This window comes from Methylobacterium sp. Leaf102 (genome assembly GCF_001422425.1).
Lineage (GTDB): Bacteria > Pseudomonadota > Alphaproteobacteria > Rhizobiales > Beijerinckiaceae > Methylobacterium.
Genome location: NZ_LMMX01000040.1, coordinates 99,474 through 118,532, shown reverse-complemented (window position 1 = coordinate 118,532; position 19,059 = coordinate 99,474). Strand labels below are relative to the sequence as shown.

17 protein-coding genes and 1 tRNA gene are annotated in these 19,059 nt (G+C 63.6%); 12 read left to right on the top strand and 6 right to left on the bottom strand.

Translation table 11 applies throughout. The features are described 5' to 3' along the window. Positions 1-114 precede the first annotated feature (114 nt). Both argC and ASF27_RS20310 read left to right on the top strand, forming a co-directional pair. Complete coding sequence (gene argC, locus ASF27_RS20315; RefSeq protein ID WP_056362983.1) at positions 115-1,053, top strand: N-acetyl-gamma-glutamyl-phosphate reductase; 939 nt, start codon at positions 115-117, stop codon at positions 1,051-1,053. Between the two features lie 89 nt (positions 1,054-1,142). Beyond that, complete coding sequence (locus tag ASF27_RS20310) at positions 1,143-2,186, top strand: cytochrome c peroxidase (protein ID WP_056362980.1); 1,044 nt, start codon at positions 1,143-1,145, stop codon at positions 2,184-2,186. 102 nt (positions 2,187-2,288) lie between these two features. Here the strand turns inward: ASF27_RS20310 and ASF27_RS22780 are convergent, their stop codons facing one another. Then, positions 2,289-2,474 carry a hypothetical protein gene (locus ASF27_RS22780; protein WP_210166289.1) on the bottom strand — a complete coding sequence of 62 codons (186 nt, stop codon included), beginning with the start codon at positions 2,472-2,474 and terminating at the stop codon, positions 2,289-2,291. Positions 2,475-2,741: 267 nt separating this feature from the next. Between ASF27_RS22780 and ASF27_RS20305 the strand changes: the two genes are divergently transcribed. Further along, positions 2,742-3,779 carry a hypothetical protein gene (locus ASF27_RS20305; RefSeq protein WP_056362977.1) on the top strand — a complete coding sequence of 346 codons (1,038 nt, stop codon included), beginning with the start codon at positions 2,742-2,744 and terminating at the stop codon, positions 3,777-3,779. A gap of 61 nt (positions 3,780-3,840) precedes the next feature. On the opposite strand, the gene ASF27_RS20300 is transcribed toward ASF27_RS20305, so the two are convergent. Further along, complete coding sequence (locus ASF27_RS20300; RefSeq protein WP_244473128.1) at positions 3,841-4,137, bottom strand: hypothetical protein; 297 nt, start codon at positions 4,135-4,137, stop codon at positions 3,841-3,843. 327 nt (positions 4,138-4,464) lie between these two features. On the opposite strand from ASF27_RS20300, the gene ASF27_RS20295 reads away from it, so the two are divergent. Together ASF27_RS20295 and ASF27_RS20290 are read left to right on the top strand one after the other, a co-directional pair. Continuing rightward, positions 4,465-7,257, top strand: a complete 2,793-nt coding sequence (locus tag ASF27_RS20295; protein WP_056362974.1) for an EAL domain-containing protein — start codon at positions 4,465-4,467, stop codon at positions 7,255-7,257. Positions 7,258-7,273: 16 nt separating this feature from the next. Then, positions 7,274-9,280, top strand: a complete 2,007-nt coding sequence (locus tag ASF27_RS20290; protein WP_056362971.1) for a matrixin family metalloprotease — start codon at positions 7,274-7,276, stop codon at positions 9,278-9,280. Between the two features lie 59 nt (positions 9,281-9,339). Here ASF27_RS20290 and ASF27_RS20285 read toward each other — a convergent pair whose 3' ends face one another. Next, positions 9,340-10,179, bottom strand: a complete 840-nt coding sequence (locus ASF27_RS20285) for a glycosyltransferase family 2 protein (protein WP_056362968.1) — start codon at positions 10,177-10,179, stop codon at positions 9,340-9,342. A gap of 326 nt (positions 10,180-10,505) precedes the next feature. Between ASF27_RS20285 and ASF27_RS21890 the strand changes: the two genes are divergently transcribed. From ASF27_RS21890 to ASF27_RS21885, 3 genes are all read left to right on the top strand, one after another. Continuing rightward, the gene (locus tag ASF27_RS21890) at positions 10,506-11,636 is read left to right on the top strand and encodes a glycosyltransferase family 61 protein (RefSeq protein ID WP_082479401.1); all 1,131 of its coding nucleotides are present in this window, start codon (positions 10,506-10,508) and stop codon (positions 11,634-11,636) included. A gap of 111 nt (positions 11,637-11,747) precedes the next feature. Next, positions 11,748-12,632, top strand: a complete 885-nt coding sequence (locus ASF27_RS22520) for an acyltransferase (RefSeq protein WP_156467591.1) — start codon at positions 11,748-11,750, stop codon at positions 12,630-12,632. Between the two features lie 299 nt (positions 12,633-12,931). After that, entirely contained in the window at positions 12,932-13,621 is a 690-nt protein-coding gene (locus ASF27_RS21885; RefSeq protein WP_244473843.1) for a class I SAM-dependent methyltransferase, read from the top strand. 14 nt (positions 13,622-13,635) lie between these two features. Here the strand turns inward: ASF27_RS21885 and ASF27_RS20280 are convergent. Then, a tRNA-Thr gene (locus ASF27_RS20280) sits at positions 13,636-13,711 on the bottom strand. Between the two features lie 220 nt (positions 13,712-13,931). On the opposite strand from ASF27_RS20280, the gene ASF27_RS20275 reads away from it, so the two are divergent. From ASF27_RS20275 to ASF27_RS20265, 3 genes are read left to right on the top strand one after another with little or no spacing between them, the layout of a single operon-like run. After that, entirely contained in the window at positions 13,932-14,399 is a 468-nt protein-coding gene (locus ASF27_RS20275; RefSeq protein WP_056362964.1) for a TerB family tellurite resistance protein, read from the top strand. 14 nt (positions 14,400-14,413) lie between these two features. After that, positions 14,414-14,809: a CidA/LrgA family protein gene (locus ASF27_RS20270; protein WP_056268499.1), complete on the top strand. Its 396-nt coding sequence runs from the start codon at positions 14,414-14,416 to the stop codon at positions 14,807-14,809. After that, positions 14,806-15,522 carry an LrgB family protein gene (locus ASF27_RS20265; RefSeq protein ID WP_056362961.1) on the top strand — a complete coding sequence of 239 codons (717 nt, stop codon included), beginning with the start codon at positions 14,806-14,808 and terminating at the stop codon, positions 15,520-15,522. The genes ASF27_RS20270 and ASF27_RS20265 overlap by 4 nt, the downstream gene beginning before the upstream one ends. 7 nt (positions 15,523-15,529) lie before the next feature. On the opposite strand, the gene ASF27_RS20260 is transcribed toward ASF27_RS20265, so the two are convergent. Then, positions 15,530-17,632 carry an ABC transporter ATP-binding protein/permease gene (locus tag ASF27_RS20260; RefSeq protein ID WP_056363148.1) on the bottom strand — a complete coding sequence of 701 codons (2,103 nt, stop codon included), beginning with the start codon at positions 17,630-17,632 and terminating at the stop codon, positions 15,530-15,532. A 133-nt stretch (positions 17,633-17,765) separates the two neighbouring features. Further along, positions 17,766-18,104 carry a hypothetical protein gene (locus ASF27_RS20255; protein ID WP_056362958.1) on the bottom strand — a complete coding sequence of 113 codons (339 nt, stop codon included), beginning with the start codon at positions 18,102-18,104 and terminating at the stop codon, positions 17,766-17,768. Between the two features lie 132 nt (positions 18,105-18,236). Here ASF27_RS20255 and ASF27_RS20250 point away from each other — a divergent pair, with 132 nt between their 5' ends. Continuing rightward, complete coding sequence (locus ASF27_RS20250) at positions 18,237-18,869, top strand: 2OG-Fe(II) oxygenase (protein WP_056174444.1); 633 nt, start codon at positions 18,237-18,239, stop codon at positions 18,867-18,869. Positions 18,870-19,059 lie beyond the last annotated feature (190 nt).

Sequence of the window (19,059 nt, the reverse complement as noted above, 5' to 3'; positions counted from 1 at the left end):
TGTCATGAATCCGTCCTTTGGTCCGGCGATAGCATCGCCTCGACAAGGCGGCCGCCAAGTCGCATCACGCGTGGCGACGGACCGGACGGACCGACGGTGAGGAACGAGACGGCAATGAGCGAGCGCGGCGCAGAGCACAAACCCACGGTCTTCATCGACGGCGAGGCTGGCACCACCGGTCTCGGCATCCGCGAACGCCTGGAGCGCGAGGGCCGCGTCGCCCTGAAGAGCATTCCGCACGAGAGCCGGAAGGACATCGCCGTCAAGCGCGCGCTGATGGAAGCCGTCGACCTCGTCGTGCTGTGCCTGCCCGACGACGCCGCGCGCGAGACCGTGGCGCTGGCCGATGCCATGCCGAGCGGCGGACCGCGCATCCTCGATGCCAGTACCGCCCACCGGGTCGATCCGGCCTGGGCCTACGGGTTTGCCGAACTCACCCCCGACCAGCCTGCGCTGATCCGGCGATCCCGCCGGGTGGCGAATCCCGGCTGTTATCCCACGGGCGCCATCGCGCTGATTCGGCCCCTGGTGGAGGCCGGACTGATTCCCTCCGACACGCCCCTGAGCATTAACGCGGTCAGCGGCTACAGCGGCGGCGGCAAGGGCATGATCGAGACCTACGAGGCGGGGGAGGGCGCGCCGTTCCAGCTCTACGGACTCGGCTTCGCGCACAAGCACCTGCCGGAGACGCAACGCTACGGTGGACTGACCCGGCGGCCGATCTTCATTCCGTCCGTCGGCAATTTCCGCCAGGGCATGCTGGTGAGCATCCCGCTCCACCTCGACACGATCCCCGGCAAGCCGCGGGCGGCTGCCCTCGAGGCGGCGCTTCAAACCTACTACGCCGGATCCGACTTGGTCACGGTGATCCCAGGGCCTCATGCCGAACGCCTGGAGCCGGAAGACCTCAACGACACCGATCGTCTCGAATTGCGAGTGTTCGGCGCCGAAGCCCATGGACACGCGGTCCTCGTCGCGCGCCTCGACAATCTCGGCAAGGGTGCGTCCGGTGCCGCGGTCCAGAACATCGGGCTGATGCTGGGGCTCGACTGAGATCGGCCCCCGAGACAACGGCTGGCGGCCAACCGGAGACGTTTTGTTTACTTCCGCGCGGTAGCCTGTCGCGGGCTCAGGAGATTCCAATGCGTTGGAAGGTCGGCGGTGCCTGCGCGGTCGCGGCGCTGGCCGCCTATATGGTGAATCAGGCAACGGGCACAATTCCCGTGCCGGCCCAGGCCGTTGCGGCCCCGGCGGATGCGCGCGCTGCGTTCCAGACCCGGGAGGCAGTGGTTTTCCCCGCCTTCAATCCGTACAGCCCCGAGAAGGCTGCCCTCGGCCAGCGCCTGTTCTTCGATCCGATGCTGTCCGGCGCCGGATCGATGTCCTGCGCCTCGTGTCACGATCCGCAGAAGGCGTGGGGCGAGAACCGGCCGCGCGGGATCGGCGAGGTCGGCATGCCGATGAAGCTGCGGACGCCGACCCTGCTGCACGTGGCGACGGCGCCAATTCTCGGTTGGGACGGAAAATTCCGCTCCCTGGAGAACGTCACGTTCACGCCGATCAGTTCGCCCGTGGTGATGAATTTGCCTGAAAGCGTCCTGATCCAGCGCCTGCGCGGCGACGCCGGTTACGTACAGGACTTCGCAGCGGCCTTCCCCAATGGGGCGATCACCCGCGCCACCATCGAGCAGGCCCTGGCCACCTATCAGCGCACGATCCAGCCTGGCCTCTCGGCCTTCGATCGCTGGATCGCCGGGGATGCGCGCGCGATCTCGCTCCGGGCCCAGGACGGGTTCCGGCTCTTCACCGGCAAGGCGCGCTGCGCCGAGTGCCATAGCGGGTCGGCTTTCACCGATGCATCGTTCCACGATATCGGCGTCGGTCAGGGTGAGGATATCGGACGCGGCGCCTTCTTTCCGTCGTCGCGCATGCTGCGCTATGCCTTCAAGACGCCGACCCTCCGGGATGTCGCCATCCGCGCGCCCTATATGCACGACGGCTCGGTGGCGACCCTCGAAGCTGTGATCGACCTCTACGACCGCGGCGGCATCGATCGGCCGAGCCGGGCGGCCGATGTTCGGCCCCTCAACCTGACGGCGTCCGAAAAGGCCGATCTGCTCGCCTTCCTCAAGACGCTGACGAGCACCGGCCCGGCACCGAAGCTCGAGCCTGCCCCCCGCAACTGATCCGCCCGCCGTGGATCGATCCCACGAGCCTCGCGTCGGCCCATCGGGTACGACCATGCCTGTGTGAGCGCTCGCCGGCGGGAGAGCATGAGTGAGCGTGCGTCAGCGCGCGAGCGGCAGACCCGATCCGATCAGAACGAGGCCCGCGAGCAACAAGCGACCGCCCCACAGTTCGTAATGGTCCGTCCGGGCGGGCGTCCGGGTGGACGCGTAGGACAGGGCTCCCCCGGCGAACAGGCTCGCGGCACTCAGGATGGCGATCATCGGCAGGGGGTCTCCGGCGGTCACGACCCCGACACGCTGAACCAGGGCCGGTTACCGAACCTTAACGGCCAAGCTCCGTTCCCAAAAGCATCGTCACGAATGGTTTCCGAGTCACCCCGGAACGTTTGCCGATTTTCCATCGAATACCGGCGGCGGCGTTAACCAATGGGTCATGTTTGTTAACAAAATCCTTCCACCCTCCATCGAAACTACGTAAGTTCGCTCCTGCCGGGGCCGACCTCCCCCGTGCCCTTCCTTAACTTCCCATATTGTTCGCAAGGGTGTTTCTCCATGCGTATTGCGAGTGCACGGTTGCCGCGCCCGGCAGCCTGGACGGCTGCATTTTGTTTGAGTCTGACGGGCGTCGGCGCGGCCGAGGCGCACGTGAAGTGGTTCTGTGCCTACGACGTCGTCGGAGCACCGCGCGGTCTCGAGACGGTTCTGTGCGAGAATTTCGAGAAGCTCGCGGCTCTCTCCATCCTCGCCCTCGTGGTGGGGGGCCTGTTCGAGGGCACCGTTCTCGGCGCGGCCCTGACCCGTTCCCTCGACCGGGTCACGACCTGGGCGCGAGCGAACACCGAATTGATGTTCCGGGCGGTGGGCGGTGGGTTCTTCGTTGCCCTCTGGGCCCTGGGCGGCATCATTCTGACGCCGGAACTCACGACCACGAATCCGATGCTGTCTTGGCTGCAACTAGCCATCGCGGTGGGTTTCCTGTGGCGCGCCACCCTGCCGTTCTCGGCCGCCGGCATTGTCGCCCTGTTCGTCATCGCGGCGAGCCAGTACGGCGCGTTCCACCTCGCCGATTATCCGGTCTTCCTCGGGTTCGCGGCCTATCTCGCCCTCACGGCCTTTCAGCGCGATCTGTTCGGCCTGCGCCCCCTCGACGTCCTGCGCTACGCCGCCGCCATCACCCTGATGTGGGCGTCCGTCGAGAAGTGGGCCTATCCCCACTGGACCTTCCCGCTCTTCATCGAGCACCCGGCCATGACCATGGGTTTCGACGGCGAGTTCTTCATGAAGGCCGCCGGCGCGGTGGAATTCGTCCTCGCCTTCGCGCTGATCTGCACACCCCTCGTGCGCCGGATTTCCGCGATCCTGCTGGCCGCGGCCTTCGTCTCGGCGATCTTCGAGTTCGGCAAGATCGACGCCATCGGGCACGCCCCGATCATCGTCGCCATGGTCGCCATCGCCGCCGACAACGTGACCGCCCCCCAACGCCTGCGCAACCTGGTGATCATGCCGGTGGGCTATGCCGCTGCCCTCGCGGGTTTCATCGGACTCTATTACGGCGCCCACGCCGTCCTCTACGGATCAACCATCCTCTGAAGCACTGACTCTGCCCGAACGACATCGTGCCGGCGCCTTTCCTCAGGCGTCGGTGTCGGCGTCAATCGACCTGAACCGTGAGTTTCATCTTCGGATGGATGCCGCATAGAACCGCAAAGGTTCCGGCGACGGGAAACACGATCCTGGCCTTCTCGCCGGGCTCCTGGTCGCCGGAGTCGAAGGTGAACTCGGGCGAATCGACATAAGCGTGATGGAGTAGGTCGGCGTCGTCGTTGAGGACTTGTACGGTCTCGCCGCGCTTGATCACGAGGGCGGCCGGCTGGAAGGCGCGCCCCTTCTGCGACACCTCATGGACGCGCGCACCGATGGCCGTGACCGTGATCGCAGTCGTGCCCACGACGACCATCGGCATTATTGCAGCCAAGCGAAGCAGTGCGTGCATAAGGTCTCCGATCAAGCAGGCGGCAAACCGCTAGAAAAAACGGGCATTGGGAAGTGGAAAATGAAGCAGCACACTCCCACGGGGGCGGTAAAAACGCGGTTAAGAATTTAAGCGAAACGGATCTTCGCAAGGTGACCTTAACCTGTGGCTGCCAGACCTTCAGTCTCCATGCCGAGACTCGTAACTTCGGCGACCGGAAACCTGTCGATGAGTCCCCCTACGAACGCTTCTGCTCACCGGCGCGTCCGGTCGCCCCGGGCCGCATTCGAACGCGTCGGGCAGATGCTCGGGACCATCCGTGGCCGCATCACCGTCGCGTTCATCATCACCAGTACGATCACGGCGGTCCTCGGCCTGTCCGCCGCGTCCAGTATCCGGCGCGCGGACGAACTGGTCACCCGGACCTTCGACAACTCGCTCATGTCGATCAACTATGCACGCGCCGCCGCCGCGGACTTCGCCGGGATGCGTGCTGCGGATGCGCGCCGCTGGACGACAACCGATGTCGCCATGCGCAACGCCCTTAATCAGCGCGTCGCCGCCCTTCGACAATCCTACACGGAAAGCCTCGAGATCGCCGTGGACCGGGCCCAGTCGGTCCGCGCGAGCCGGGCCGCCGTCGCGGTGGCGGGCGCCGTCGAGGAATGGCTCGACGCGCGCCTGAAACTCTCGGACGGTCCGGGACAGACGATGGCTTGGGCGACCCTCGATCGGCACGCCGTGGCGGCGGAAGAGAACTTCGATCTCCTCATCAACTACACCGCCGGCGATGGCTTCACCTATCGGCAGGAGGCCCGGGCCGTCGTCGCGCGCGAGACGATGCTCAACCTCATCGGGACCTTCATCGCCATCCTGTTGTCCGGGACGGTCTCCTATGCCTTGGGCCGTCGCATCATCCGTCCCCTCGCCGACGCATCCCAGGTCGCATCCCGCATCGCGGCGGGCGATCTCAGCGGTGCCATTCCCGCCGGCAGCGCCGACGAGGTCGGTCGTCTCCTCGCCTCCATGGGCGTGATGCGCGACAACATCCGAAGCGCCATGGAGCAGGAGGTCGCCCAGCGCCTGACCGCCGAAGCCCATCTCGCCGATGCGCTCGAAACCTCGAAGGAGGGGATCGTGGTGGTCGATGCGGACGGGCGCGTCACCCTCACCAACGGTCAAGCGGAATCGTATCTCGGCGTCGCGCCCGGTTCGCTCCCGCCCGGCACAACCGTAGCGCAGCTCGCCGCGGCATCCCCGGACCCGGCCAACCTCGCCCGCGCCTTGCTGCATCCCTCAGACGAGCACGGCGAGCACCGCCTCGGCGACGGCCGCTGGCTGCGGATCGGCCGAAGCCGGACCCTGGACGGCGGATTCATGGCCGTACTCAGCGACATCACCCTGCTCAAGGATCAGGAATCCCGCCTCGTCTCGACGAACCTACGTCTGGATACGGCTCTCGACAACATGTCGCATGGCCTGTGCATGTTCGACGCGCACGGGCGGCTGACGGTGGTCAACCGCCGCTATTGCGAGATCTTCGATCTGCCGCAGGATGCCGCGATCCTCGGCCTCCGGCACGAGGCCCTCGTCGCCCTGGGCGGCGTCGCCGCCCTCGGTCAGGAAAGCGCACTGAGCAGCGAGGTCGGGACGATCCGGGGGAGGGATCTGAAGCATCTCAAGAACGGCCGGATCATCGCGATCTCGCACAAGGCCGTCGCCGGCGGCGGGATCGTTGCGACCTACGAGGATGTGACCGAGCGTCGTCAGGCGGAAGCGCGCATCGCCTTCATGGCCCGTCACGATGTGCTAACAGGCCTGCCGAACCGTTCGGTCTTCGTCGAACGCATCGACGAAGCCCTGGCCCATCTCGGACGCGGCAGCCGATTCTCCGTGCTCTGCCTCGACCTCGACCGGTTCAAGGAGGTCAACGATACTCTCGGGCATCCGGTGGGCGACGCGCTTCTGCGTGCCGTCGCCGAGCGCTTGAGCGCCTGCGTGCGCGAGGTCGACACGGTGGCGCGCCTCGGCGGCGACGAGTTCGCCATCATCCTCTGCGACATCCGTCGCCCGGACGATGCGACGATCCTTGCCCGCCGCATCGTCGAGGTGCTCAGCGCACCCTACACCCTCGACGGGCATCAGGTCAGCGTCGGCGTCAGCATCGGCATCTGCTTCGCACCGGGCGACGGCACCACCTGCGACAAGCTCCTGAAGAACGCCGATGTCGCCCTGTACCGCGCCAAGGCCGATGGCCGAGGGACGTGGCGGTTCTTCGAGATCGACATGGACATCCGCCTCCAGGCGCGGCGGGCCCTCGAACTCGACTTGCGCGAAGCCCTGGCCAACGGCGAGTTCCAGCTGCATTACCAGCCGATCTACGATTTCCGGGCCGGGCGCATCGGCGGGTTCGAAGCCCTGGTGCGCTGGATCCATCCGACGCGTGGCCTCGTCTCGCCGGGCGAATTCATCACGATCGCCGAGGAGATCGGGCTCATCGTGCCGCTCGGCGCCTGGTGCCTGAAGACCGCCTGCGAGGAGGCCATGCGCTGGCCCGACGGCATCAAGGTCGCGGTCAACGTCTCGGCGGTGCAGTTCCGCGACGAGATCGTCGTCGCCTCCGTGCGCGAGGCTCTGACCGCGAGCCGGCTTCCCCCGGCGCGCCTCGAACTCGAGATCACCGAATCGGTCCTGCTGAAGGACAACGTCGCGACGTTGGCGACCCTGCACGCCCTGCGCCGCCTCGGCGTGCGCATCGCCATGGACGATTTCGGGACCGGCTACTCGTCCCTGAGCTACCTGCGCAGTTTCCCCTTCGACAAGATCAAGATCGACCAGTCCTTCGTGCGCGACATCACGCCCGATTCCGATTCCGGCCTTATTGTGCGGGCAGTGATCGGGCTCGGCGCGAGTCTCGGCATGCGCACGACCGGCGAAGGCATCGAAACGCAGACGCAGTTCGATCGCCTCAAGGCTGAAGGGTGCGACGAGGGACAGGGTTACCTCATCGCCAAGCCCGGCCCGGCCGCCACCGTGCCCGAGGTGATTGCGCGATGGTCGGATACACGCTCGCGCTCCGCTCGGGCCGTGGCCTGAGGCGAGACGGGACGAGATGGCGAACTATGTGCTCGAAGGGCCGAAATTCGGCTCGCCCACCCTCGGGACGACGGGCGGGACGGTGACCTGGGCGGTGGATGCCACCGTGCCCGCCGCCTTCGTCGAGACGCTGACCCGGGCCTTCGCGGACTGGTCGGCCTACGCCAACATCCGGTTCACCCAAGTCGCCTCCGTGGCGAGCGCCACCATCGACGTCGGCTTTGCCGCCATCGACGGTCTGTCCAACGTTCTCGGCGACGCGAACTACAGCTTTCGCGGGCCCCAGATGCTCTCGGCCGCGATCCGCTTCGACAGCGGCGAGGGGTGGCACGCCAGCGGAAGCGGCGTCGTCAGTCAGAGCAACGTGAGCTTCTTCGTCGTCGCGGTCCACGAGATCGGCCACGCCATCGGGCTCGGCCACTCCGACGCGACGCCGTCGATCATGAACACCTACGTGAACCGCACGGTCGCGGACCTGCAGGCCTCCGACATCGACGGCATTCGGGCACTCTACGGCCCGGCGGGCCGGGTCTTCGACGGGACCGCGTCCATGACGGTTGCCCGCGACGAGCCCGTCACCCTGGCGGTGAGCCCCGGAAGCTTCGTCGCCGCCACTGAGGCGGGCGGCGCGGTGACCCTGACCTTCGCGGAGGGCCGGACCCTCACGGTGGGCGGCACGAGCCTCGTCCCGGCGGGCTTGGCCGGCCTCGCCTTCGCCGACGGCGACGTGCGCGTCGGCGGCGATGGGGTCGCGGTGAGCAGCGGCAAGGCGAATGCCCTGATCCTCGGTGGCGCCGGCGGCGGATCGATCAGCAACGTCGTCGATCCGGCCCTGGCGCCCGGCACGCACATCCTCTTCGGCGGCTGCGGCTTTGCCGACCCGAACGACGGGGCCGACACCATCACGTTCGGCGGCAAGGGCTCTTGGGGGGTCTTCGGAAATGCCGGGGCCGACAGCCTGCAGCAGGGCTCGGCCGCCTTCGATGCGCAGAGCTACGTCTCGGTCTTCGGCGGGCGCGACGACGACACCCTCCGCGTCGCCGACACCCGCAACCTCGACGCCAAGATGGCGATCTACGGCGGCGAGGGCACCGACACGATCCGGGTCTTCAACACCGGGGCCGACGCCGCCACCGCCATCTTCGGCGGGCAGGGCGCGGCCGACCCCACGGACGCGGCCGACACCATCGCGTTCGCGGGCGGCGGCCGCGTCACGATCTTCGGCAATGGCGGCGACGATTCCATCACCGTCGGGACGGGCGCCGACCTCGACACCACCACCGTGGCGGCGGTCTACGGCGGCGCCGGAACCGACACCCTCGTGTACGATGCCGGCCAGACCCGGACCGTGGCCTCCCTGTTCGGCGGTGAGGGCGGCGACGGGATCCGGGTTCACAACACCGGCACCACGGTGATCTACGGCGACACCGCCGCCGCCGACCCGGCCGGCGGCAACGACACCATCGTATTCACGGGTTCGGGCACCGTGACGGTCTACGCCACCGGCGGCGACGACACCGTGGCGGTTTCGGTGGAGCGCGCCGACGCGGCCAACGCCTTCGCCATCCACGGCGGCTCCGGCAACGACAGCCTCAGCCTCGCGGCCGCCGCGCCCGGCAGCCTCGCGCAGGGGAGCTTCACCCTCGCGACAGGCGCCGGCGCCGATACCGTCACGCTGCGCACGGACGTAAGTGCCGGCACGAGCGCCACCGTGACGATCACCGACTTCACCCTCGGCGAAGACCGCCTCGCCCTCATCGGTGCCGGCGCGGCCGGCCCCCTGCACGTATCCCTGGCGATACCGGACTCCCTCCAGGACGCCCTCGGCCGCGCCGCCGCAGCGGCGTCGTCCGACGGCGCGAGCGCCAACGGTTTTGGGGTGGTCGTCTATGATGGGGACGCGTATCTCGTGCACAACGTTGCCGCGGACACGCGCTTCACCGTATCGGTCGATCAGGTGATCCGCCTGATCGGGGTGACGGACCTGCCGGGGCTGGCAGGCTCGACGAGTATCGCGGCGTGATCTGATCCGCCTCCGTTAGCCGACTGAGGTTGGCGGGGCCGGATCACCGGCTCCGGCTTTCAGACTGGCAGATCGGCCTGAACAGTCCTGGCGCGCGCCATGATCTCGCGAACAGCGGGCGCGAAACGTAGCGCGCTGTCATCGAAGACTTCATTACGATCGTGCGCCGCGAACATGCTCTGGAAGCGTTGCTCGGAGGCCAACTTCTCATCGTCGACTCCAAAGTAACCCCGTCCCGCTTTCACCCGATACTCCGCTGCCGAGCGTGTATGGTAATGGTTGATCCGCAGGCGGGTGTGACTCGCCGTCTTGTGCTCGAAAAAGCCGTAGGGCGGATCGAGATGGAGAGGACACTTCGCGTCGTCGACCATTCCGGCAGCCGGCGCCACGAGATGGGAGGAGTAGACCTTGACGATCTTCGCCGCGCGGACGACGCTCTTGATATGCCGGTTGAATGTAAAGTTGTCTTCCGCCCGGCGCTGATAGGCCTCGATCACGAGCCCCGGTTGGCCCTCGATATGCCCTGACGAACCGTAGATGTGCCAATGCACGCCGATCCCATCGACATCCGGCATCGCCGCCAGCGTCTCGCGCAAGTCCATTCCGTCAGTGGGGTACAGGAACTCATCGGCATCGATGAAAGCCAGCCACTCGGTGCGGTCGCGGTATCGGGTGGCCACATGCTCGTACATCGCCACCTGCGTGCCGGGGCCGGGCCAATCGATCAGATCGACCTTGTCGGCCGCCCCAAACCCCCGGATTATGTCCGCGGTCCCATCCGTGCTGCCGTTGTCGATGATCACCAACCGATCGAAGCCCGCCGCAATGTGGAAGGCCATCCACTCATGGATGATGGGCGCCTCATCCTTTACGGTGCAGCAGGCGGTGAGGTAATCCATCGAGCAGGCTCCGAAGGCGCCCTTATGGCGCTCAATCCAGTACGCCGACCATAGCCCGCACTTGGCCGATTGTCAGGCCTTGAAAGACGCTTCGCTTAGATAAAGCTGGGTCGCAAAGAGCTGATAAATGTGATCCCGCATGAGATCGAAAGCTTAAAGGAGATATTTTTTTATTTTCGAAGTTGATACGCTCCTTGCAGAAAAAACTCGTCGATGACCACAGAAAGCATGTTTGGGTCCGCTATGTAACTTCCTCCTTACCCGCCAATCAATTATCATAGGCAATCAGCGACGCCTTTCTACGTAGTTTGAAAGTTTTCCATACGATGTCCGCCTTAAGTAAATGCAGCGCCATTCACGGCAATATTTTCTACTCTGCAATAAATCCTCTTGCGGTTGCCTTCGAAAACGCGCTCGTTTCTCCAAGAAACCCGTTAATTTCATTTGACGACGACCATAAATGGGGCGTCTATACGAGTAGTGGCGCCAATATATCATTAGCAGCTTACCGTCGAGGCCCCCATCAAGATAGAGTTGGACAATCACAGACGATCAATTTGGCCGCCGAATCAACTGTCAATACCGGTGAATGTATACATATCTACATCGGTCCACAAATATTTCACCATGGGCATTTTTTATTAACAAGTCTATCTAGACTTTGGCCTTTATTAAAAATTCCGCATAGAAATTTCAAGCTGATTTATCATGGTGATCATGACATAAAAACAATTTGCGATCACATACCAATTGCAAATGCAACCCTAAAAGCGTTTGGCCTAAGTCCAGAACATTTCATTCGACCTATAACACCAACCGTCTTTGAGCAGCTATTCATTCCAGCGCCGAGCTTTGAAGAAACAAATAGTGCTCATCAAATTCATAGTGATGTGGGTACAAAAATTGGCAAATTTCTCAAATCTGGCCAGTCACTTCGAGCATTCATGCGTCCAGTCATGCTGTCAAAAACAAAATTAGCGTCTGGTGTTGGGAGATTTTCGAATGAAGATGAAATCACCAATGTTCTTTCGCGAAAAGGCGTAGAAATTATTTATCCAGAAACTCTTTCATTAGCCGAACAAATAAATGTTTTTGAAACGGCGCCTGCGGTAGTATCCTATGCAGGGTCAGCGTTACACACATCCTTATTAACTGAAAAATCCGCAACAATTATTGGTTTGAATTTAGGTGAAGTTATGGGATCGAGCCAAATTCTAGTCGATGCTCTTAAAGGAAACAATGCCGAATATTTTTATCCAACTCATACGAGGAAATCTTTCTCCGGGACGACCTTCGCCGCAACGCTACGGGTGGATGATCCGATCGGTGTCGCAGACGCAATTTTGCGCGAAATTGATCTGAAAACTAATTGGCGAGCGCGTTTGAAAAATTTCAATCGTAAACTCGATCCATTAAAAAGCCTGGCTTACCCAGGCGTTCAATCTTTATGGCCATGAATTTGTCTTCGAGTTAGAACATGAGAAGCAGGATCGCAAACCAGGAAGACTGCTAAACGACCAAATAGCAGTCGCAAGCTCGTTGAACAAAGAGGATGTGAGGTTGTTAAAGTGAAAGTCGAAGACGTTATCAAACGCCATACAAAAGTAAAAATGATTGGATCTCCGGGATTTCCCCTCCCATTGGGAGAGTACGTTGAGTACTCATCAGAAAAAACCGAAGATCTTGAAGCGTTGAGATCCCTCGGGATCAATGTTTCTGGATCTGGCGGTCACAACACTGTATGGGTAGAGAGCGGCTTTCGAACAAGTTCGTTTGAAATAGGGTTTCACAGTAATTCTGAAAATTACATCGTCATTGGGTCAGGATTCACCCTTGGCGGCAGGATAGATTTTCTGTGCAATCGGAGCACTGCCTTTATTGGAGGCGGAAATGTGCAGCGTATCACTATACTATGCGATGGAAGCGATTCTGTATTCTACTGTGGACCAAACTCGTATATTGGCGACATGACGTGTTGGATTCAGGGACAGTACCGAACTTTATCGATTGGAGAAGATTGTATGTTTGGATGGAAGATAGCCATCCGAACTGGTGACTTTCACGGAATGTATGATTTAGAAACAAAAAAAATACTTAACCCCCCCGATGATACAACTATAGGGCCACATGTATGGCTTACAAACAGTATTCAAATCATGAAGGGAATTACCATTGGTTCTGGCGCCGTGATAGGTGCGGGGTCGATTGTAACAAAAAACATTGCGGGATCATGCCTCGCTGCCGGATCTCCGGTGAAAATACTACGCCGGAACATTGGCTGGTCGCGTGATGCAAACCCGTCGCCTGATTATATGGCCGAGCTTGGATCCCGCCTATACATGGTTACTGCAAAACAGAGTGAAACGACTAAGTTAGCTCGTCCGCTTGGCGTAACAAAGATTATTGCTGCTTTGAAGAAACTTGCTTTTTTTAGAAAAACAGACGTGGCCTAAAATCACTTATTGCTATATCAGACCTATCAAACTAAATAAATTTTACTAATAACAAGAATGATATAAAATACCACGCAAAAGTAAGCTGTCCAATATTCTCAGACAGAAATTTCATATGAAATAAGTCAACACACATTTTCTTCATAAGCACGCGCTTGAACGCGCTCATGCAGCAACCGTTAAACGGTAAATTTTCGAAGGCAAGCGAGGTTGCCTTATCATTCAAAATCGACTGAGATGTCGGACAGTCGCAACGATATGCGGCAGGTTCTGTGAATTGTCTATTTCAAGGAAACTTCATGTCCGAAAAGCCGGCAAATATGCGTCAGCATTTAATCGATACTCTTTGGCGTGGCCAGGATCCATTCGCTGGTTTTCCTCGGCGTCTGTATGCAGATACACCTAACGAGTTGGCTCATGGTCCGCATCCCTATCTCTTGGAAGCTATCGACAACGCCAAGCCAACGGTTGCAGTTGAAATCGGCGTCTGGAAGGGCGCTTCCTCAATCGCAATGGCAAAACGTATGAAGGAGATTGGACTAGTTGGCGGAGTAATGCTGTCTATTGATACTTGGCTCGGTGCCTGGGATCACTGGTTCAACGACGATTGGTATCCTGGACTTGCTTTTGAGCATGGGCAGCCCATGCTTATGCGAACTTTTATGGCAAACGTTCTAGCAACAAATACCGAGGACGTGATTCTTCCGATTCCACTCGATAGCGTCAATGCAAATGAAGTTTTTCGGCGCTCAAATCTTCAGGTAGATGTCATCCATATTGATGGCGGCCATGATTATCGAGCTGTGATGTCCGATCTGGAGGCTTGGTGGCCATTAGTACGCCCCGGCGGTTGGGTAGTCGGAGACGACTACGTTCACGACGGAAACTGGCCCGGGGTACGGCAAGCCTTCGATGAATTCTACGAAAAGAGGGGGTTGTTTCCATTTGAGCACGGCGGCGCCAAATGTCGAATACAAAAGCCAGTTTGAAAAAAAGAAATTAGTGGTGCCGCAAGAGGGATTCGAACCCCCGACCCCCTCATTACGAATGAGGTGCTCTACCAGCTGAGCTATTGCGGCACGAGGCGGTGCGGACCTGAGGGCCGGCGCGGCGTCGTTGAGAGGGGTCATATCCGGCCGGTCCCGGATTGGCAAGACGCTCCGTCCCGCATGGCGCATTGCGCCGCGACGCGATGCAGGGGTGCCACGGTGGGGCGGCATCGTCGTCCGGGGGAGCGGCGTTGCTTGACGGGGGCGGAGGCGACCTCGAAGGGTGGCGCATCGTGTCCGAAGGATCGTCATGTCGCTCATCGCCCGCCTGCGTGCCTATGCCGCCGACGCCTTCGGGCTCGGGCAGCCCGCCGATGCCGCGGAAGGGGCCGACGAGCGCCTCGCGGCCATCGCCCTCCTCGTCCATGTCGCGCGCGCCGATGGCATCCTGGCCCCGGAGGAAACCGAGCGCCTCGCGCATCTCGTCGAAGGGCGCTTCGCGCAGACGCGGGCCGAGGCACAAGCCCTGATCGCGCGGGCGGCCGCCTTCGACGCCCAGACCCGGGACATGGCGGCCCTGGTGGAGATGATCGGCCACGAGGCCGGTCGGGAACAGAAGGCGCGCCTCCTTGCCATGGCGTGGTCGGTGGCCGGGGCGGATGGCGACGTCCACGAGTTCGAGGAGGCCCTGGTCTGGCGTCTCGGCGGGCTCCTCGGGATCGACGAGGCCGGCATCGTGCACGCCCGCGCCGGCGATCCCCTGGCGACCGTTCCGTAGCACCGGGTCCGCCCATGATCATCGGTCTGACGCTGATCCTCGCGGCGCAGCTTCTCGGCGAGGCCCTGGCCCGCGCCTCCGGAATCCCGGTGCCGGGGCCGGTGATCGGGATGGCGCTGCTCCTGGTGTTCCTCGTGGTGCGCGACCGCTACGCCCGTGCCGCCGCCCGTATCCTGCCGCCGCCCCTTGTGAACGGGCAGCTCGAGGGGGCGGGGCGCGGCCTTCTCGCCAACCTCTCCCTCATGTTCGTGCCGGCGGGTGCCGGCATCGTCGGGCGGCTCGATGTGCTCGCGGTGCACGGGGCGGCGCTCGCCGTCATCGTGGTGGTCTCGACCGTGACGACGCTCGCGGCGACGGCCCTCACCTTCGTCGCCGTGTCGCGCTGGCTGCGCGCGGGCGAGGGGGCATGACCGGCGATTTCGCCGTCTGGGTCTACCTGTCGCGCACCCCGCTCCTGTGGCTCACCGTGACCCTGGTCGCCTACGCGGTCGCCGACCGGATCGCCACGGCGACGAACCGCCACCCGCTGGCGAACCCGGTGCTGGTCGCCATCGCGATCACGGCCGCGGTGCTGGAGGTGACGCGCACGCCCTACGCGTCGTACTTCGAGGGCGCGCAGTTCGTGCATTTCCTCCTCGGGCCGGCCACCGTCGCACTGGCGTTCCCGCTCTACGAGTACCGCGCCACGGTCCTGCGGGCGCTCGCGCCGATGCTGGCCGCCCTCGTCGTCGGCTCCGTGGTCGCCCTGTCGTCGGCCCTCACCCTCGGGCATCTCCTCGGGGTGCCGCGCGACGTCATCGTGTCCCTGGCGCCGAAATCCGTAACCACCGGCGTCGCAATGGGTATCGCCCAGACCCTCGGCGGCGATCCGACGCTCGCCGCCGTCATCGTCATGCTCACCGGCATGACGGGGGGCATCCTGGTCACGCCCCTCATGAACATCCTGCGCATCCGCGACATGCGGGCGCGGGGCTTCGCGGCCGGCCTCGCCGCCCACGGCGTCGGCACGGCCCGCGCCTTCCAGGTCGATGTGGTTGCGGGCGCCTTCGCGGGCATCGCGCTTGGGCTCAACGCCTTCCTCACGGCGATGCTCGCGCCCATCGCCGTGAGTTTCCTGCGGTAGGTTCGACTTACCCGGCCGCCACGGGCGTCGGTACGAAGCGTCCGTCGGGGCCGGGCTTCATGTCGATGCGCCGGTCGTGCAGGACGTGCAGGGTCGAGCGGTGGCCGATGGAGACGATGGTGGTCTCCGGGAGGCGCTCGCGCAGCATGCGGTACAGGGCGGCCTCGCTCGGCTCGTCGAGGGCGGCGGTGGACTCGTCGAGGAACAGCCACTGGGGTTTCGCCAGCACCGCGCGGGCGATGGCCAGGCGCTGCTGCTCGCCGCCCGAAAGGCGCTGGTCCCAGGCATCGACCTCGTCGAGGCGGTCGGCCAGCTGCGGCAGCTGCGCCGCCACCAGGGCCTCGCGGATCGCCTCGTCCGAGAACTGGTCGGTGGTGGCCGGATAGACCACTGCGCCCCGCAGGGTACCGAGCGGAATGTAGGGCCGCTGCGGCAGCACCAGGGCCGACTGACCCGGCGGCACCGCGATGCGCCCCTTGCCGAACGGCCAGATGCCGGCGATGGCCCGGAACAGGGTCGACTTGCCGGAGCCCGACGGACCGGTGACCAGGGTGGCGCCGCCCCGCGTGAGGGTGAACCGATCGGCACTGACGATCTCGCGGCCGTCCGGCAGGGCGAGGGTGATGTTCTCGGCAGTGACGTCGCGGCCCGAGGCGTCGGACTGGGCCAGACCGTAGCCGGCGCCCGCCATGGCCTCGGCCTTGGTCATCGCCCGCTTGAACGACGACAGGCGGTTGGTGTTGGCCTTGTAGGCCGCGATGGTGGTGTAGGCGCTGATGAAGAACGACAGCGACGACTGCACGTTGCTGAAGGCGTTCACGGTCTGCTGCAGGGCGCCGAAGCTGAGCTTCTTCGCGAAGTACGAGGGTGCGGCGATGACGAGCGGCACCATGGTGCTCGCCTGGGAATAGCCGAACGAGAAGGCGATGAGCTTGATGCGCCGGAAGATGATCTGCACGTAGTTCGCGATGATCTCGTCGAACAGCGACCGGAGGCGCACGGTCTCGGCGCGCTCGCCGCGCAGGAGCGCGATCTGCTCGCCGTAGATGCGGCTGCGGGCGAGCGAGAACCGGAAATCCGCCTCCACCCGCTCCTGGCGGAAATCGAGGCCGATGAGCGGGCGGCCGATGAGGTGGGCGAGCCAGGTGCCGACGACCGCGTAGGTGATCACGGCCCAGACGAGGAAGCCCGGCACCACCGTGTCGGTGAACGGCAGCACGAAATCCCGCGACAGGGTCCACAGGATGACCATGAACGAGACGAGCTGGGCCGCCTGCGACAGCAGCCGGATCGACAGGCTCGCCGTCTGCGAGATGAAGGCGTTGACGTCGGCCTGGATGCGCTGATCCGGGTTGTCGGCGTGCTCGTCCGTGAAGGGAATGCGGTAATGCGTGCCGTCCCCGAGCCAGCGCTGGTAGAAGCTCCGGGTCAGCCACGTGCGCCAGCGGATGTGCAGGGACTGGTCGACGAACAGGTCGAACATGCCGATGCAGACGTTGAGGATCGCGAGGGGCACGAAGACCCACAGGATCTGGTACCAGAAAACGTCGAGATTGTATTCCTGGATCGCGTTGTAGAGATCGCGGTACCAGAAGTTGAACCGCAAGGTCAGGGCGACATCGGCGAAGCTGACGAAGATCGACAGCGCGACGAGGCGCTGACCGATCTTGCCCTCCGTCCGGCCGAACCAGCGGAACAGGCCGATCTCGCGGGTCGGCTCGTCACGGTTCGCGAAGTAGGGATCGGCAATGAGGGTGATCGCCCGAATCGGCTTCAGGTGCGAGATGCCGAGCACGATGGCGGCGAACACCACGGCACCCGTGGCGGCGAAGGCCGGCGGCAGCAGGGCGGCGAGCGTCGGGGGCAGCGCGCCCAAGGCCGCCAGCAGCTTGGCCCCGGAGAACAGGAGATAGCCGACGCCGTAGACCGAGATGAAGATCTTCAGGTAGGCCGAGATCTTGCCGGAGGCGAGCAGGATGCCCGCCATGGCGAGCCCGCTCAGGGACACGTAGAGGGGCGGTGCGGCGTCGCCGGGAAATGCCAGCAGGACGAGGGCGAACAGCGCCGTCACGGCGGCTTGCAGGCCGAGGCCCGTCCTCAATACGGCCACGTGCGTCTTCTCCCCGTGCTGATCGTCGAGGCACCGCTTCCGCGGCATGCCGGAGCCCGGGAGTGACGGCGGGTCGTGGCGAGATCGTGGCCGGACGGGTGCCTGAGCGGACGAAAATCCTGGCCCGCGTGTTCTATTGCCAATCCCAGTCGCCGTAGCCCGGCTCGCGGCAGCGATAGCCGATGGGGCATTCCGGGTTGTCGCGGGTCGGCATGAAGCGCAGGTCGGCGATCTCCGAGAGCTCGCAGAAGCTGCGGTCGCGCACGAAGCGCTGGAAGGTCTGGTTACCGGTGTCGAGGAGGATCGCCCCCTGGCGCTTCACCAGCGCCATGGCGTCGGCGCAGGCCATGCGGGCGGTCGTCCCGGTGGTCTGGGCGCTCGCCGGCGTCGCCAGGACGACGCAGAGGGCGAGGGCGAAACATCTCGTCACGATGGCGGGGCGCCGTTCCGGTGATTTGCTGAGCCCAAGCATGGCAGTTTCCGCCGGGCGCGAAAAGGGCCGCGCCCCGTCTTGCCGTCCGGTTGCCGCAATCGGGCGCTCTATCCACCGCTGTTGCGCCGGAGCGCGCGCCGATCATCGGACGGAACGGGTACAGAGGCAGCCATGTCGGGACTTTCGATCCTCAACCTCGAAGCCGTGCGCGCCGCGCCCGTGTCGCGCGAGCCCTACACGTTCTTCCTCGGCAACGACGTCCTCGACCGCGCGGCCATCGACGAAATCCGGCAGGACTTCCCGGCGATTGCCAAGCCGGGTTACCTCACCGTGGACGAGGTGGCGCTCAAGGGCCGGTTCAAGGCGCTCATCGACGAATTGGAGAGCGACGAGTTCTCCCGCATCATGGGCGAGAAGTTCGGTATCGACCTCGTCTCGTGCCCGCGCCTCACCACCATCATGAAGAAGAGCCAGCCGAAATACGGATCGATCCACACCGACGGGCCGTCGAAGGTGATGACGATGCTGATCTACATGAACGATGCCTGGGACGCGCCCGCCGCCGGGCGCCTGCGGGTGCTCTACGACGGCCGGAACTACGAACCCTTCGCCGTCGAGGTGCCGCCCACCATGGGCACGATGTTCGCCTTCCTGCGGTCCGACAATTCCTGGCACGGCCACGAGCCGTTCGAGGGCGAACGCCGGGTGGTACAGGTCGCCTGGGTCAAGGACGCGGCCGAACTCGAGCGCAAGAAGAAGCGCAACCGGACGGCGCAGTTCCTGAAGGGCATCTTTGGGCGCTGAAACCCGGGCGGCCGGACACCGGTCGCATCGGACATCGTCTTCCTGGCTCGGACCGCTTCAGGGCGATCCGGGCCATTTTCATGGGTAGGGGGGATCGGCGATACGACAGCCGACGTCGCCCCGCGATCGCCATGCTCCCGGCGTGGACGCGGAGTGGCGACGCCCGAGACTGCCGAGGGCGTGTCCCACG

Excerpts from the sequence above, each read along its gene's own strand:
- argC (WP_056362983.1), top strand. The coding sequence starts at position 115 with ATGAGCGAGCGCGGCGCAGAGCACAAACCCACGGTCTTCATCGACGGC.
- ASF27_RS20310 (WP_056362980.1), top strand. The coding sequence starts at position 1,143 with ATGCGTTGGAAGGTCGGCGGTGCCTGCGCGGTCGCGGCGCTGGCCGCC.
- ASF27_RS20305 (WP_056362977.1), top strand. The coding sequence starts at position 2,742 with ATGCGTATTGCGAGTGCACGGTTGCCGCGCCCGGCAGCCTGGACGGCT.
- ASF27_RS20295 (WP_056362974.1), top strand. The coding sequence starts at position 4,465 with ATGCTCGGGACCATCCGTGGCCGCATCACCGTCGCGTTCATCATCACC.
- ASF27_RS20290 (WP_056362971.1), top strand. The coding sequence starts at position 7,274 with ATGGCGAACTATGTGCTCGAAGGGCCGAAATTCGGCTCGCCCACCCTC.
- ASF27_RS20285 (WP_056362968.1), bottom strand. The coding sequence starts at position 10,179 with ATGGATTACCTCACCGCCTGCTGCACCGTAAAGGATGAGGCGCCCATC.
- ASF27_RS21890 (WP_082479401.1), top strand. The coding sequence starts at position 10,506 with ATGTCCGCCTTAAGTAAATGCAGCGCCATTCACGGCAATATTTTCTAC.
- ASF27_RS21885 (WP_244473843.1), top strand. The coding sequence starts at position 12,932 with ATGTCCGAAAAGCCGGCAAATATGCGTCAGCATTTAATCGATACTCTT.
- ASF27_RS20275 (WP_056362964.1), top strand. The coding sequence starts at position 13,932 with ATGTCGCTCATCGCCCGCCTGCGTGCCTATGCCGCCGACGCCTTCGGG.
- ASF27_RS20270 (WP_056268499.1), top strand. The coding sequence starts at position 14,414 with ATGATCATCGGTCTGACGCTGATCCTCGCGGCGCAGCTTCTCGGCGAG.
- ASF27_RS20265 (WP_056362961.1), top strand. The coding sequence starts at position 14,806 with ATGACCGGCGATTTCGCCGTCTGGGTCTACCTGTCGCGCACCCCGCTC.
- ASF27_RS20255 (WP_056362958.1), bottom strand. The coding sequence starts at position 18,104 with ATGCTTGGGCTCAGCAAATCACCGGAACGGCGCCCCGCCATCGTGACG.
- ASF27_RS20250 (WP_056174444.1), top strand. The coding sequence starts at position 18,237 with ATGTCGGGACTTTCGATCCTCAACCTCGAAGCCGTGCGCGCCGCGCCC.